This window comes from Streptomyces sp. NPDC046349 (genome assembly GCF_055587885.1).
Map to the genome: position 1 here is coordinate 130,932 of NZ_JBVJFK010000007.1, position 14,643 is coordinate 145,574.

A 14,643-nucleotide genomic window follows, 5' to 3' on the forward strand; every position below is an offset into this window, starting at 1 on the left:
GAGGGGTGTCCCCGCAGGACGAGTGCGCGACCACGGCTCACAGCCGTGACGGCGGGCGCGCCGAGCCGAGGAGACACCCCTGCGCGGCCCCGCGACCTGCCCGCACCGGCCCGGATCCCGCCCGGCGGGCCGGGCCGCCCCGGCCGGGGTTGCCTTGCGGAACCGGGCTCGCGCCTGTGGCGCGGGGACGGGGAGGGGTGTCCCCGCAGGACGAGTGCGCGACCACGGCTCACAGCCGTGACGGCGGGCGCGCCGAGCCGAGGAGACACCCCTGCGCGGCCCCGCGACCGACCCGAACGCGAGCCCGGATCCCGCCCCGTCCCGCTCCCTGCGAAGGGGCCCGCACCGAGCCCGGATCCCGCCCCGTCCCGCTCCCTGCGAAGGGGCCCGCCCGGCCCGCCCCGTCCCGCTCCCCGCGCAGGGGCCCCGCACAGCCCGGCCAGGGCACGGGCATGGGCCGAGCGGCCGTGCCCCCCGGCGCTTTCGGGTGACATCACCGCTCCGCTTCGGCCACCCCCCGCCCCACGGGGACGAACATCGCAGGCGGCCGGTCGTGCTCCGGTCACCAGCCGCCGATCAGGCCGGGCACCGGGACGCGGTGCCTTCGGGCCGCCGCCGGGAGACCACGTGTACGTCCTGCTCGTCGCGAGCGCGTTCAACAGCCTCACCCAGCGAGTCCACGCCGAGCTGCGCGACCACGGCCACCGGGTGGCGGTCGAACTGGCCCTGCCCGACGTCCCGCTGGCCGACACCGTGCGGCGCCACGACCCCGACCTCGTCCTCGCGCCGATGCTCCGCACCGCCATTCCGGAAGACGTCTGGGCCGCGTACCCCTGCCTCGTCGTCCACCCGGGACCGGTCGGGGACCGCGGCCCCTCCTCCCTCGACCACGCCGTCCAGGACGGCGAGACCCGTTGGGGGGTCACGGTCCTCCAGGCCAACGCCGAGATGGACGCCGGGGACGTGTGGGCCGCCGCCGACTGCCCGGTGCCCCCCGTCGGCAAGAGCGACCTCTACCGCGGCGAGATCGCCGACGCGGCGCTGGAGGCCGTCCTGCTCGCCGTGGAGCGCTTCGCCTCCGGCGCGTACGTCCCGCGTCCCCAGACCGGCGGCCGGGCCCGCCCGCTCGTGCGCCAGGACGACCGGCGGATCGACTGGGCGGCGGACGGCACCGAGCGCGTCCTGCGCGTCCTGCGCGCCGCCGACTCGCAGCCCGGCGTACGCGACCACCTGCTCGGCGCCGACTGGTACCTGCACGGCGGCCACCGCGAGGACGGCCTGCGCGGCCGCCCCGGCGAACTCCTCGCCACCCGGGCCGGCGCGGTCTGCCGGGCCACGGCCGACGGGGCCGTGTGGATCCCCGAGCTGCGCGCGCCCCGGGTGCCGGGCCGCCCCGCCACGCCCCGGCTGCCCGCGACGCTCGCCCTCGCTGACCGGCTCGACCGGCTGCCCCCGCTGCCGGAACTGCCCCCACCGCCCGACGCCGGCCCCTACCGCCCCGCCTGGTCCGACATCGGCTACCACGAGGAGGGGCAGGCAGGCTTCCTGACGTTCTCCTTCCCCGGCGGCGCCATGAGCACCGCGCACTGCCGCCGCCTGCTCGACGCGTACCGGACGGCCTGCACCCGCCCCACCTCCGTCCTGGTCCTGGGCGGATGCCGCGACTTCTTCTCCAACGGCATCCACTTGGGCGTCATCGAGGCCGCCGCGGACCCCGCCGAGGAGTCCTGGGCCAACATCAACGCCATGGACGACCTGGTCGAGGCGGTGCTGACGACCACCGACCGCCTCGTGGTCAGCGCCCTCGGGGGCAACGCCGCCGCCGGCGGGGCCATGCTCGCCCTCGCCGCCGACGAGGTCTGGTGCCGCTCAGGCGTCGTCCTGAACCCCCACTACCGCCTGATGGGGCTGTACGGCTCCGAGTACTGGACGTACACCCTGCCCCGACGCGTCGGGGCCACCCTTGCGGACCGGCTCACCGCCGAGGCCCTGCCGCTGGGGGCCGCCGCCGCGCAGCGCATCGGCCTGGCCGACCGTACGGTCCCCTGCGCGCCCGAGGACTTCCCCCGCGAGACGCAGCGCCTCGCGGTCCGTCTCGCCGCCCTCCCGGCCACCGTGTCCCGGATCGCCGCGAAGAAGGCCGCACGCGAGCGCGACGAGGCACGGCGCCCGCTGGCCGACCACCGGGAGGCCGAGCTGGCGCGGATGCGGCGGACCTTCTCCGACCCGCACGCTCCCTACCACGCCCTGCGCCGCGCCTTCGTCCGCAAGGAACGCCCGAGCGCGACCGGGCCGCATCTCGTCCGCCCGGCCGCCGACCGCCGCGGCGTCACTGGACTGGCCGCACCAGACGAGGCGCCCGGCCCCGGCAGCTGTTAGCAAGAAACGTGGAGCCGAGGCATCCGGCCTCCCCGCCCCACCCCTCTCACACCCTGATCCCCTCCCCGAGGAGGCAGCGCATGGCCGCAGTGACGAAGGACCCGGTCGAAGACCCCGTGATCCACATCCTCTGGATCAACGCGGGTCTGAGCTGCGACGGCGACTCCGTGTCCCTGACGGCGGCGATGCAGCCGAGCATCGAGGAGATCGTCACCGGCACCCTGCCGGGTCTCCCCAAGATCGCCGTGCACTGGCCCCTGATCGACTTCGAATGCGGCCCCGTCGGGGGCGCGGACACGTTCATCGAGTGGTTCTTCAAGGGCGAGCGCGGCGAGATCGACCCGTTCGTCCTCGTCGTCGAGGGCTCGATCCCCAACGAGTCGATCAAGCCCGAGGGCTACTGGTGCGGATTCGGCGACGATCCGGCGACCGGCCAGCCCATCACCACCAGCGAGTGGATCGACCGGCTGGCCCCCAAGGCCCTCGCCGTCGTCGCCATCGGCACCTGCGCCACGTACGGCGGAATCCACGCGATGGAGGGCAACCCGACCGGTGCCATGGGCGTGCCCGACTACCTGGGCTGGGACTGGAAGTCGCAGGCCGGCATCCCCATCGTGTGCGTGCCCGGCTGTCCGATCCAGCCGGACAACTTCTCCGAGACCCTGACCTACCTGCTCTACCAGGCGGCGGGATCGGCCCCGATGATCCCCCTCGACGACAAGCTGCGCCCCACCTGGCTGTTCGGCGCGACCGTGCACGAGGGCTGCGACCGCGCCGGCTACTACGAGCAGGGCCAGTTCGCCCACACCTACGACTCCCCGAAGTGCCTGGTCAAGCTGGGCTGCTGGGGTCCCGTCGTGAAGTGCAACGTCCCCAAGCGCGGCTGGATGAACGGCATCGGCGGCTGCCCCAACGTCGGAGGCATCTGCATCGCCTGCACCATGCCCGGGTTCCCCGACAAGTTCATGCCCTTCATGGACGAGCCCCCCGGCGCGAAGGTCTCCGCCACCGCGAGCGGGGCGTACGGGGCGCTGGTCCGCAAGCTCCGCTCGGTCACCGCCCACACCGTGGACGAGGAGCCGAAGTGGCGCCGCACCGGCCGGAGCCTGACCACGGGCTACCGCCCGCCCTGGTGACGGCCCCGTTCCTCCCGCCCCCCCCGGCAGACAACGCCCAGAACGCCCCGCACGCACGAAGAAGGGTCACGGCAGAAACGATGGCACCGAACACGAAGGCGGCCGGTGACGGCAGCGGCCTGGTGGAGATGGCCTGGGATCCGATCACCCGGATCGTCGGCAGCCTCGGCATCCACACGAAGATCGACTTCAAGCAGAAGCGCGTCGCGGAGTGCTACAGCACCTCGTCGGTCTTCCGCGGCTACAGCGTCTTCATGCGCGGAAAGGACCCCCGCGACGCGCACTTCATCACCAGCCGCATCTGCGGGATCTGCGGCGACAACCACGCCACCTGTTCCGTCTACGCGCAGAACATGGCCTACGGGGTGAAGCCGCCGCACCTCGGCGAGTGGATCATCAACCTGGGCGAGTCCGCGGAGTACATGTTCGACCACAACATCTTCCAGGAGAACCTGGTAGGGGTCGACTACTGCGAGAAGATGGTCCGCGAGACCAACCCCGGCGTCCTGGAGCTGGCCGAGCGCACCGAGGCCCCGCACGCGGGGGACCACGGCTACCGCACCATCGCCGACATCATGCGCTCCCTCAACCCCATCGAGGGCGAGTTCTACCGCGAGGCCCTCCAGGTCAGCCGGTACACGCGCGAGATGTTCTGTCTGATGGAGGGGCGCCATGTGCACCCCTCCACCCTCTACCCGGGCGGCGTCGGCACCGTCGCCTCCGTCCAGCTCTTCACGGACTACATGAGCCGCCTCATGCGGTACGTCGAGTTCATGAAGCGCGTCGTCCCGCTCCACGACGACCTCTTCGACTTCTTCTACGAAGCCCTGCCCGGCTACGAGGAGGTCGGCCGCCGCCGGGTGCTGCTGGGCTGCTGGGGCGCGCTCAACGACCCCGAGCACTGCGACTTCACCTACGCCAACATGACCGACTGGGGACGGAAGATGTTCGTCACCCCGGGCGTCGTCGTCGACGGCAAGCTGGTCACCAACGACCTGACGCAGATCAACCTGGGCATCCGCATCCTGCTCGGCAGCTCGTACTACGACGACTGGGAGGGCAAGGAGCAGTTCGTCACGCACGACCCGCTCGGCAACCCGGTCGACCCCCGCCACCCGTGGAACCAGCACACCATCCCGGCCCCGCAGAAGCGCAACTTCGACGACAAGTACAGCTGGGTCATGTCGCCCCGCTGGTTCGACGGCAAGGACCACCTCGCCCTCGACACCGGCGGCGGCCCCATCGCCCGACTGTGGTCCACGGCCCTCTCCGGCCTCGTCGACGTCGGCTACGTCAAGGCCACCGGGCACAGCGTCGTCATCAACCTGCCCCGCACGATGACCAAGCCCGAGACCCGCTTCGAGTGGAAGATCCCGAAGTGGAGCAACGCGCTGGAGCGCAACCGCGCCCGCACGTACTTCCAGGCGTACGCGGCCGCCATCGCCCTGCACTGCGCCGAGATGGGCCTCGCCGAGGTCCGCGCCGGACGCACCCAGACCTGGGAGAAGTTCGAGGTGCCGGACGAGTCCATCGGCGTCGGCTTCACCGAGGCCGTACGAGGCGTCCTCTCGCACCACATGGTGATCCGCGACGGCAAGATCGCCAACTACCACCCGTACCCGCCGACACCGTGGAACGCCAGCACCCGTGACACGTTCGGCACGCCCGGACCGTACGAGGACGCCGTGCAGAACACCCCGATCTTCGAGGAGAACACCCCGGAGAACTTCAAGGGCATCGACATCATGCGCGCCGTGCGCAGCTTCGACCCCTGCCTGCCCTGCGGCGTCCACATGTACGTCGGCGGCGGCAAAACCGTGAAGACGATGCACGTCCCCACCGGCCTGAGCGGACTGGGCGGATGAGCGCGGCCGTCGACGCCCGCGAGGCGGGCCGCCGCGTCGAGGAGGTCCTCGACGGGCTGGCCGCCACCGGCGACCGCCAGGCGTGCGAGGCCGCCGAGGAACTGGTGCGGGTGCTCATGGAGTTCTACGGTGCCGGGCTCGCCCGGATCGCGCAGAAGCTGGGGGACGGTCCGCTGGCCGCGGCCGCGGACGACGAGCTCGTGGCGAGCCTGCTCTCGCTGCACGGCCTGCACCCCGAGGACGTGCACACCCGGATCGCCCGCGCCCTGGCCGGCGCGGCCGACCCGGTGGAGCTGCTCGGCTTCGACGAGGCCACCGGAGTCCTGCGGCTGCGCCCCGCGGCCGCACCCACCGGCTGCGGCTGCGGCCCCGGCGGGGCGGAAACCGCCCGGCGGGCGCTCGAGGACGCCCTGACCTGCTTCGCCCCCGAGGTGACGAGCGTGGACATGGAGCCCGCACCGGCCCCGCAGCCCGCGCTCCTGCAGATCGGCACCCGGCCGCACGACCCGGCGCGGGTTCCGTGAGCGGGCCCGCCCTGCGTACGGGGGGCCCGCGCGGGCTGCGCCGGTTCGCCGGCCCGCGCCCGCCGAAGCCCGAGACCTGCGAGCTGTGCGGGGTGGCGGTGTCCCCGGAGGGGCACCGCCACCTGGTGGAGACCGAGAAGCGGACGCTGGTCTGCGCCTGCACCGCCTGCTCGCTGCTGTTCGACCGGCCCGGCACCCGGACCGGCCGCTACCGGGCCGTCCCCGACCGCTACCTGGCCGACCCGGACCACCGGCTCGACCCCGGGGTGTGGGAACGGCTCCAGATCCCCGTCGGCGTCGCCTTCTTCTTCCGCAACGCCGCACTGGACCGGCTGGTCGCGCTCTACCCCAGCCCGGCCGGAGCGACCGAAAGCGAACTCGATCCCCGGACCTGGCAGCAGGTCCTCGACGGCGGCCCGCTGGCCGCCCTGCTCGAACCCGACACGGAAGCCCTGCTCGTGCACCGCTGGGAAGGCCGCTCCGGCTGCTACCTCGTGCCGATCGACGCGTGCTACGAACTCGTCGGCCGGATGCGGATGCTGTGGCAGGGCTTCGACGGAGGAGCCGAGGCCCGGGCCGCGCTCGGCGCCTTCTTCGACGACGTCGAACGGCGGGCCAGGCCCGTGGCACCCGCAGCCCCCGCGGGGGACCGGACATGACGGGCTTCGGCTTCACCTGCACCGGGGTCCGGGCCGACCCGTATGCCGCCGGCCCCACCCTCGTGTTCCGGCTGCGCGTCACCGCCGACCCCGACACCCGCGTGCACGCCCTCGCCCTGCGCTGCCAGATCCGCATCGAACCGGCCCGGCGCGGCTACGGCCCCGCCGAGGCCGAGGGCCTCGCCGACCTGTTCGGCGAACGCTCCCGGTGGGGAACCACACTCCAGCCCGTGCAGTTCGCCCAGGTGCCGGTGATGGTGCCCGGCTTCACCGGGGAGACCGAGACGGACCTGGTCGTGCCCTGCACCTACGACATGGACATCGCCGCGACCCGGTATTTCGAAGCCCTCCAGGACGGCGAAGTACCCCTGCTGATGCTGTTCTCGGGCACCGCCTTCACCGGCGACGCCGGCTTCCGGGTCGAGCCGGTCCCCTGGGACCGCGAAGCCGCGTACCGGATGCCCGTTGCCGTCTGGCGCGAGATGGTCGAGCAGCACTTCCCCGGCTGCGGCTGGCTCCGCTTGCCCGCGGACATGATGGCCGAGCTGCTCGCCTACCGCTCCCGCCACGCGCTCGCCTCCTGGGAGGCGACCGTACGCGCCCTGCTGGACTCGGCCGACCCCGCGCAGCCGCCCCCGCCCGGGGCCGTCCGGCTGGGTGCGCTGCGTCCGCGCCTCACCGAGAGGACGGCCCCGTGACCGCGACCACCACCGCGGACGCCCGCTTCGCCGCCGCCCGGCAGGTGGCCGACGCCGTCCTCCTCGAGGGGTACGTGCTCTACCCGTACCGGGCCTCCGCCGCCAAGAACCGGATGCGATGGCAGTTCGGGGTCCTCGTACCCCCGGCATGGGGCCCGGCCCACGGCGAGCACGCCTTCCAGCGGACCGAGATCCTGATGGAGCCGAAGGGCGACGCGAAGCTCGCCCTGGAGCTGCGCTTCCTGCACGCGCAGCGGCGTACCGTCCAGCAGGCGCTGGACGGCGGCGGCTTCGCCGACGTCGACGAGCTGCACCTCGCCGACCGGGTCCTCGTCCCCTGGGACGAGGGCGCCGAGGAACGCGTCGAACTCGTCGTGCCCGTAGCCGAGTTGACTGGTGACGGCGTCACCGTGCCGTTCGCCCGGCCCCCGCGGGACGATGTCGAGGACGTCCTCGGCACCGACGGGCGGACGGCGGGCCGCCTGGTGCGGCGTACCGAGGGGATCGAGGGCGTCCTGCGGCTGCGGGCCGTGGAACTCGACGGCGCCTACCGGGTCTTCCGACTCACGGCCGTCGTGGAGAACACCAGCCCGTGGACCCCCGCGGTCGGATCCGGCGCCGACCGGGAGGCGGCCCTGCCCCGCTCGCTGGTCGCCGCGCACCTCCTGCTGGGCCTCGACTCCGGGTCCTTCCTGTCGATGACCGACCCGCCCGAATGGGCCCGGGAGGCCGTCGCCGCCTGCGAGAACCGCAACACCTGGCCGGTGCTCGCCGGCGAAGCGGGCCGCGCCGACGTGGTCCTGTCCTCACCGATCATCCTGGAGGACCACCCGGCCATCGCCCCCGAGAGCGCGGGCGCCATGTACGACGCCACCGAGATCGACGAGATCCTCGCCCTGCGCACGGCGGCGCTGACCGACCAGGAGAAGCGCGAGGCGCGCGGCACCGACGCCCGGGCGGCCGCCGTCATCGACCTCGCCGACTCCCTGCCCCCCGAGGTACTGGAACGGCTGCACGGCGCGGTGCGCTCCCTGCGGGAGGTCACCGGCTCGGAAGGGCCGGAGCAGATCTACGAAGTGCCCGACGAGGAAGCGGTGTTCAGGCCGGACACCCCCTGGTGGGACCCGGCCGGCGCGGACACCGCCGACCCGGCCCGGGACCGTGTCACCGTCGACGGCGCCCCCGTAGGCCCCGGCAGCCGCGTCCTGCTCCGCCCGGGACCGCGCCGCACCGATGCCCAGGACCTTTTCCTCCACGGCCGCACCGCGCTGGTCGAGGCCGTCCTGCACGACGTCGACGGGGGAGTGCACCTCGCCGTCACCGTGGAGGACGACCCCGGCGCGGACATCCGCCGGGAACAGGGCCGCTTCCTCTACTTCCAGCCCGACGAGGTCGCCCTGCTGGAGGACGCGTGAACCCCAAGGTCCTGATCGCGGGCATCGGCAACGTCTTCCTCGGCGACGACGGCTTCGGCGTGGAGACCGTCCGGGCCCTGGCCGCACGCCCGCTGCCCGACGGGGTCGAGGTGGTGGACTTCGGCGTGCGCGGGGTCCACCTCGCCTACCAGCTCCTCGACGGCTACGACACGCTCGTACTGGTCGACGCCACCGCCCGCGGCGGCGAACCGGGCACGCTCTACCTCATCGAGGCGCAGGCGGAAGCCGGTGCACAGACCCCGGCCGGGCCGGACGCGATGCCCGGTGAAGGACCCGTGCTCGACGGCCACCACATGTCGCCCGACACCGTCCTCGCCCTCCTGGACACCCTGTGCGCCGGGACCGGCGCCACCGCTCCGCGGCGCACGCTGGTCCTCGGCTGCGAGCCGGCCTGCGTCGAGGAGGGCATCGGACTGAGCGCACCCGTGGCCGCCGCCGTACCGGAGGCCGTCCGCATGGCCCTCGACCTGCTCGACCCCCCGGCCCCCGACGAAGCGGGCGCACCCCGCCGCGAACTGAGGAGAACCCCATGAAGAAGGCCGTCATCGGCGGAGCCGCTGCCGCTGCCCTCGTCACCGTCGTCGTGGTCCAGGTCTTTCCCGACCTCAGGCGTTACCTGCGCATGCGCAGGATGTGACGACGCTGCCGCCGCGCCCCCCGCCGAACGGCGTACGGGGGTGCGGCGCACCGGCGTGCCCGCCCGCCGCACCTCCGCCCCGCCGGTCTAATGAGCCCCGGCAGGACGGAGTCCGATGCACGAGATGTCGATTGCCATGGCCGTCGTGGGCCAGGTGGAAGAAGCCGCCGGGGTGGCCGGCGCGCACGCCGTCACGTCCGTACGGCTCCGGGTGGGCGAGCTGGCGGGGGTGGTACCCGACGCGCTGGCGTTCTGCTTCGAACTGGCCTGTGCCGGAACGGTTCTCGACGGCGCCGAGCTCACCACCGAATCCGTGGCCGCCCGCGCCCGCTGCGCGAGCTGCCCCGGCACCTGGGCCGTGGGGATGCCCCCCGAGCTGTGCTGTCCCGGATGCGGCAGGGCCACGGACGTGGAACTGCTGTCGGGCCGCGAGCTGGAGATCCTCAGCGTCCGCTGGGAGGACGGCCCCGCCGGTGCCCGAACCCGCGAACCGATTCCCGAGGAGGCCTGAACCATGTGCCGAGTGGTCGATCTGCGGCAGGCGGTGCTCGCCAAGAACGACGATGCCGCCCGGGCCCTGCGCACCGGACTCACCGCCCGCGGTACGACGGTGGTCAACCTGCTCTCCAGCCCCGGCAGCGGCAAGACGGAGCTCCTGGAGCGCGAACTGCTCCTGGCACGCGAACGATCGGTGCCGGTCGCCGCACTCACCGCGGACCTTGCCACCGAGAACGACGCGCTGCGGCTGGCCCGTTCGGGCGCCCCCGTCAAGCAGGTGCTCACGGACGGGCTGTGCCACCTGGAGGCCGGGATGCTCGGCCGTCACCTGGACGGCTGGCTGCCCGAGGACACCCGGATCCTCTTCGTCGAGAACGTGGGCAACCTGGTCTGCCCGGCGAGCTACGACCTGGGGGAGTCGCTGCGGGTGGTGCTTGCCTCGGTGACCGAGGGCGAGGACAAGCCGCTGAAGTACCCGACCGCCTTCGGGCTGGCGCAGCTGGTGGTCGTCACCAAGACCGACATCGCGCAGGCCGTCGAGTTCGACGAGGCCGCCTTCCGCGCCAACGTCGAACGCGTCAACCCCGGAGTGGAGATCGTCATGACCTCGGCCCGCAGGGGCGAGGGCATCGGCCTCCTGCTGGACCGGGCGCTGGCGGCCGGCGACGGGACCGGAACCCACACCCCGGTGATGGCCGGCCGGCAGCATGCGCAGAGCCACGATCCCGGACACCCGCACGGCCACGGCCACGGCCACGATGACGAGCACGGGTCCGGCCACCATCACCACCACCACGGCCCCGGCCACTCCCACGGCCCCGACGGCAATCACCGCCCCGACCGCGACCGCGACCGCGACCGCGACCGCGGTCCGGACCGCGGCCACCTGCACCCGCACGTCCAGCCCGCCGCGCAGCCCCGCTGATGGGGGCGGTCCAGCGCCGCCGCGTCACCGTCCGCGGCGTGGTCCAGGGCGTCGGCTTCCGCCCCTACCTCTACACGCGCGCGACCGGGCTCGGCCTCGCCGGGCACGTCACCAACACCCCCGAGGGCGTCGTCGCCGAGGTCGAGGGCGCGCCGGCCGCCGTCTCCCGGTTCTGCGAGCACCTCGCGGCGGACGCACCCCCGCTGGCCGTCGTCGACGCGGTGGACCACCACGAGGTGCCCGTCGCGGGCGGCTGCGGATTCACCATCATCGCCTCCCGGACCGGCGGACCCGCCCGGACGCTCGTCTCCCCGGACGTGGCCACCTGCGCCGACTGCCTCGCCGAGCTCGCGGACCCGGCCGACCGGCGCCACCGGCACCCGTTCATCACCTGCACCCACTGCGGGCCGCGGTTCACCATCGTCACCGGGCTGCCCTACGACCGCGACCACACCACCATGGCCCGCTTCCCCATGTGCCCCGACTGCGCCCACGAGTACGGCGATCCCGCCGACCGCCGCTTCCACGCCCAGCCGGTCGCCTGCCCGGCCTGCGGCCCCCGGCTGACCCTGCTCACCGGGCGGCCCCCCTGCGCTGCCCCGGACGAGGACCCGATCGCCGGGGCCCGCCGGCTCCTGGCGGCCGGGGCGATCCTCGCCGTCAAGGGCCTCGGCGGCTACCACCTCGCCTGCGACGCCACGCACGCCGGCGCCGTCGCCGAACTGCGCCGCCGCAAGGCCCGCGGCGACAAGCCCTTCGCCCTGATGGCCCGGGACATCCGCGACGCCGGGCGGTACGCCCGCATCGGCCCCGAGGAGCGCGCCCTCCTCGAGGGCGGTGTGCGGCCCATCGTGCTGCTGCGCCGCCGCGCCGCCGCGGACCCCGGGGGCGCGCCCGGCGTACTCGCCGAAGGGGTCGCCCCGCGCTGTCCCGACCTCGGCGTGATGCTCCCGTACACCCCGGTCCACCACCTGCTGCTCGGCCTGCCCGGTGACCCGCCGGGCCCCCGCCTGCTCGTCATGACCAGCGGGAACCTCGCCGGGGAGCCCATCGTCACCGACGACGACGAGGCCCTGGAGCGGCTCGCCGGCCTCGCCGACGCCTGGCTCACCCACGACCGCCCCATCCACGTGCCGTGCGACGACTCCGTGGTGCGCGTCTGCGACGGCGAGACACTGACCGTACGACGCGCCCGCGGCTACGCCCCCCTCCCGATGACGCTGCCCCTGCCCGTTCCCGCGACCCTCGCCGCCGGCGGCGACCTGAAGAACACCTTCTGCCTCGGTGAAGGACGCCGGGCCTGGCTGTCCGCCCACATCGGCGACATGGACGACCTCGCCACCCAGTACGCCCTCGAACGCGCCGAGCAGCAGCTGGAGTCCATCACCGGCGTCACCCCCGCACTCCTCGCGGCCGACCGGCACCCGGGCTACCGCTCCGCCCGGTGGGCGCGGCGCACCGCCGGATCCCGGCCGCTGGTCCGCGTGCAGCACCACCACGCGCACATCGCCTCCGCCCTCGCGGAGCACGGCCTCGACGGCGAGCACCCGGTGATCGGAGTCGCCTTCGACGGCACCGGCTACGGCGACGACGGCGCCGTGTGGGGCGGCGAGGTCCTCCTCGCCGACTACGCGGGCTACACCCGCTTCGCCCACCTCGGCTACGTCCCGCTGCCCGGCGGTGACGCGGCCGTGCACCGCCCGTACCGGATGGCCCTGGCCCATCTGCGGGCCGCCGGCCTGGCCCGCACCCCGGACCTGCCGTGCGTCGCCGCCTGCCCCCCGGACGAACTGCGCGTACTGGAACGCCAGCTGGAGCGCGGCCTGAACTGCGTCCCGACCTCCAGCATGGGGCGGCTCTTCGACGCCGTCTCCTCGCTCGCGGGCGTCTGCCACCATGCCGGCTACGAGGCGCAGGCCGCCATCGAGCTCGAGGCCGCCGCCCTCGGCGCGGGCGCGGCCGGCCCCGACTACGCCTTCGGGCTGCGCGCCCCGCGGCACCCCGCCGCCGGACCGGTGGTCGCCGACCCGGCGCCGCTGCTGGCGGCCGTGGTGGCCGACGTACGCGCGGGGACCGACCCGGGGCGGATCGCCGCGGGCTTCCACACCGCCGTCACCGCCCTCGTCGCCCGGCTCTGCGCACTGGCACGCGAACAGCACGGCCTGGACACCGTCGCGCTGACCGGCGGCGTCTTCGCCAACACCCTGCTGTCCTCCGCCTGCGCCCGCACCCTGCGGGCCTGCGGGTTCACCGTCCTGCGCCACAGCCGGGTCCCCCCGAACGACGGCGGCCTGTCCCTCGGCCAGCTCATGGTGGCGGCGGCCGCCACCCCGGAGCAGCACCCGCACCACCCGTACCACCCACAGCAAGGAGAAGCCCATGTGCCTGGCGGTACCCGGCAGAGTGCTTGACATCGGGGAGAAGGACGGCACCCGCATGGCTACCGTCGACTTCGGCGGCGTGCAGAAGGAGGTGTGCCTGGAGTACCTGCCGGACCTCCAGGTGGGCGAGTACGCCATCGTCCACGTGGGATTCGCCCTCCAGCGCCTCGACGAGGAGTCGGCCCGGCAGACTCTGGCGCTCTTCGAGGAACTCGGAATGCTCCAGGAGGAGTTCGGCGACCCGTGGGAGCAGGCGGCCGCCCAGTCCGGCGCCGACTCGCCCTGGCCCTTCGCCGACGGGCCGTTCGCCGGCGAGACCACCGCACCCCAGCGCGTTCAGGAAGAAGGCCGGCCGTGAAGTACATCGAAGAGTTCCAGGATCCCGACCTCGCGCGCCGGCTGCTCGACGACATCCACGCCACCGTGACCCGCCCCTGGGCCCTCATGGAGGTCTGCGGCGGCCAGACCCACACCATCATCCGGCACGGAATCGATCAACTCCTACCGGATCAGGTGGAGTTGATTCACGGCCCGGGTTGTCCGGTGTGCGTCACCCCGCTCGAGGTCATCGACAAGGCCCTGGAGATCGCCTCCCGCCCCGACGTGATCTTCTGCTCCTTCGGGGACATGCTCCGGGTGCCCGGCACCGGCCGCGACCTGTTCCAGGTGCGCAGCGAGGGCGGCGACGTACGCGTCGTCTACTCCCCGCTCGACGCCCTGCGCGTGGCCCAGGAGAACCCGCAGCGCCAGGTGGTGTTCTTCGGCATCGGCTTCGAGACCACCGCCCCGCCCAACGCCATGACGGTCCACCAGGCGAAGAAGCTCGGCATCCACAACTTCAGCCTGCTGGTGTCCCACGTCCGGGTGCCCCCGGCGATCGAGGCGATCATGCGGTCGCCGAGTTGCCGCGTCCAGGGCTTCCTCGCCGCCGGGCACGTGTGCAGCGTCATGGGCGTGAGTGAGTACCCGGAGCTGGCCGAGCGCCACCGCGTACCCATCGTGGTGACGGGATTCGAGCCGTTGGACATCCTGGAGGGCGTACGCCGGGCCGTGCGGCAACTGGAACGCGGCGAGCACACCGTCGACAACGCCTACGCGCGCGCCGTCCGCCCGGAGGGCAACCCGGCGGCCCTGGCCATGCTGGAGGACGTCTTCGAGGTCACCGACCGGGCCTGGCGCGGTATCGGCGTGATCCCCGACAGCGGGTGGCGGCTGTCCGAGCGCTACCGCGACTTCGACGCCGAACACCGCTTCTCGGTCAGCGGCATCAACACCCGGGAGCCGGCCGAGTGCCGCAGCGGCGAGGTGCTCCAGGGACTGCTCAAACCGCACGAGTGCGAGGCCTTCGGCACCCTGTGCACCCCGCGTAGCCCGCTCGGCGCCACGATGGTCTCCAGCGAGGGGGCCTGCGCCGCGTACTACCTCTACCGGCGGCTCGAACTGGGGACCGTTCCCGCCGCCGCGACCACCCCGCTGGAGGCGAGCCCCGTTGTCTGACGCCGGTA

14 protein-coding genes are annotated in these 14,643 nt (G+C 73.6%); all 14 read left to right on the plus strand.

Annotated elements, in window-relative coordinates; translation table 11 throughout:
• The first annotated feature begins 627 nt into the window (after window positions 1-627).
• Complete coding sequence (locus tag ACZ6JS_RS17975; RefSeq protein ID WP_469298972.1) at window positions 628-2,379, plus strand: enoyl-CoA hydratase-related protein; 1,752 nt, start codon at window positions 628-630, stop codon at window positions 2,377-2,379.
• A gap of 80 nt (window positions 2,380-2,459) precedes the next feature.
• Window positions 2,460-3,515, plus strand: a complete 1,056-nt coding sequence (locus ACZ6JS_RS17980; protein ID WP_469298974.1) for an NADH-quinone oxidoreductase subunit B family protein — start codon at window positions 2,460-2,462, stop codon at window positions 3,513-3,515.
• Window positions 3,516-3,595: 80 nt separating this feature from the next.
• Entirely contained in the window at window positions 3,596-5,380 is a 1,785-nt protein-coding gene (locus tag ACZ6JS_RS17985; protein ID WP_469298976.1) for a nickel-dependent hydrogenase large subunit, read from the plus strand.
• Entirely contained in the window at window positions 5,377-5,904 is a 528-nt protein-coding gene (locus ACZ6JS_RS17990; protein WP_469298978.1) for a hypothetical protein, read from the plus strand. The genes ACZ6JS_RS17985 and ACZ6JS_RS17990 overlap by 4 nt, the downstream gene beginning before the upstream one ends.
• Window positions 5,901-6,563 carry a DUF5947 family protein gene (locus ACZ6JS_RS17995; protein WP_469298980.1) on the plus strand — a complete coding sequence of 221 codons (663 nt, stop codon included), beginning with the start codon at window positions 5,901-5,903 and terminating at the stop codon, window positions 6,561-6,563. Before ACZ6JS_RS17990 ends, ACZ6JS_RS17995 begins: the two co-directional genes overlap by 4 nt.
• Window positions 6,560-7,261 (plus strand): DUF6084 family protein, encoded by a 702-nt coding sequence (locus ACZ6JS_RS18000; protein WP_469298981.1) that lies wholly within the window; start codon window positions 6,560-6,562, stop codon window positions 7,259-7,261. Before ACZ6JS_RS17995 ends, ACZ6JS_RS18000 begins: the two co-directional genes overlap by 4 nt.
• Entirely contained in the window at window positions 7,258-8,676 is a 1,419-nt protein-coding gene (locus tag ACZ6JS_RS18005; protein WP_469298983.1) for a hypothetical protein, read from the plus strand. Before ACZ6JS_RS18000 ends, ACZ6JS_RS18005 begins: the two co-directional genes overlap by 4 nt.
• The gene (locus ACZ6JS_RS18010) at window positions 8,673-9,230 is read left to right on the plus strand and encodes a hydrogenase maturation protease (protein WP_469298984.1); all 558 of its coding nucleotides are present in this window, start codon (window positions 8,673-8,675) and stop codon (window positions 9,228-9,230) included. Before ACZ6JS_RS18005 ends, ACZ6JS_RS18010 begins: the two co-directional genes overlap by 4 nt.
• Window positions 9,227-9,334 carry a DUF6893 family small protein gene (locus ACZ6JS_RS18015; RefSeq protein ID WP_469298986.1) on the plus strand — a complete coding sequence of 36 codons (108 nt, stop codon included), beginning with the start codon at window positions 9,227-9,229 and terminating at the stop codon, window positions 9,332-9,334. Before ACZ6JS_RS18010 ends, ACZ6JS_RS18015 begins: the two co-directional genes overlap by 4 nt.
• Before the next feature lie 115 nt (window positions 9,335-9,449).
• Entirely contained in the window at window positions 9,450-9,845 is a 396-nt protein-coding gene (locus ACZ6JS_RS18020; RefSeq protein ID WP_469298988.1) for a hydrogenase maturation nickel metallochaperone HypA/HybF, read from the plus strand.
• A gap of 3 nt (window positions 9,846-9,848) precedes the next feature.
• Window positions 9,849-10,757: a hydrogenase nickel incorporation protein HypB gene (gene hypB / locus ACZ6JS_RS18025; RefSeq protein ID WP_469298990.1), complete on the plus strand. Its 909-nt coding sequence runs from the start codon at window positions 9,849-9,851 to the stop codon at window positions 10,755-10,757.
• Window positions 10,757-13,168 (plus strand): carbamoyltransferase HypF, encoded by a 2,412-nt coding sequence (gene hypF, locus ACZ6JS_RS18030; protein WP_469298991.1) that lies wholly within the window; start codon window positions 10,757-10,759, stop codon window positions 13,166-13,168. Before hypB ends, hypF begins: the two co-directional genes overlap by 1 nt.
• Window positions 13,137-13,496 (plus strand): HypC/HybG/HupF family hydrogenase formation chaperone, encoded by a 360-nt coding sequence (locus ACZ6JS_RS18035; protein ID WP_469298992.1) that lies wholly within the window; start codon window positions 13,137-13,139, stop codon window positions 13,494-13,496. The genes hypF and ACZ6JS_RS18035 overlap by 32 nt, the downstream gene beginning before the upstream one ends.
• A complete protein-coding gene (gene hypD / locus ACZ6JS_RS18040) occupies window positions 13,493-14,635 on the plus strand; it encodes a hydrogenase formation protein HypD (RefSeq protein ID WP_469298993.1) in 1,143 nt (380 codons plus the stop codon). Before ACZ6JS_RS18035 ends, hypD begins: the two co-directional genes overlap by 4 nt.
• Window positions 14,636-14,643 lie beyond the last annotated feature (8 nt).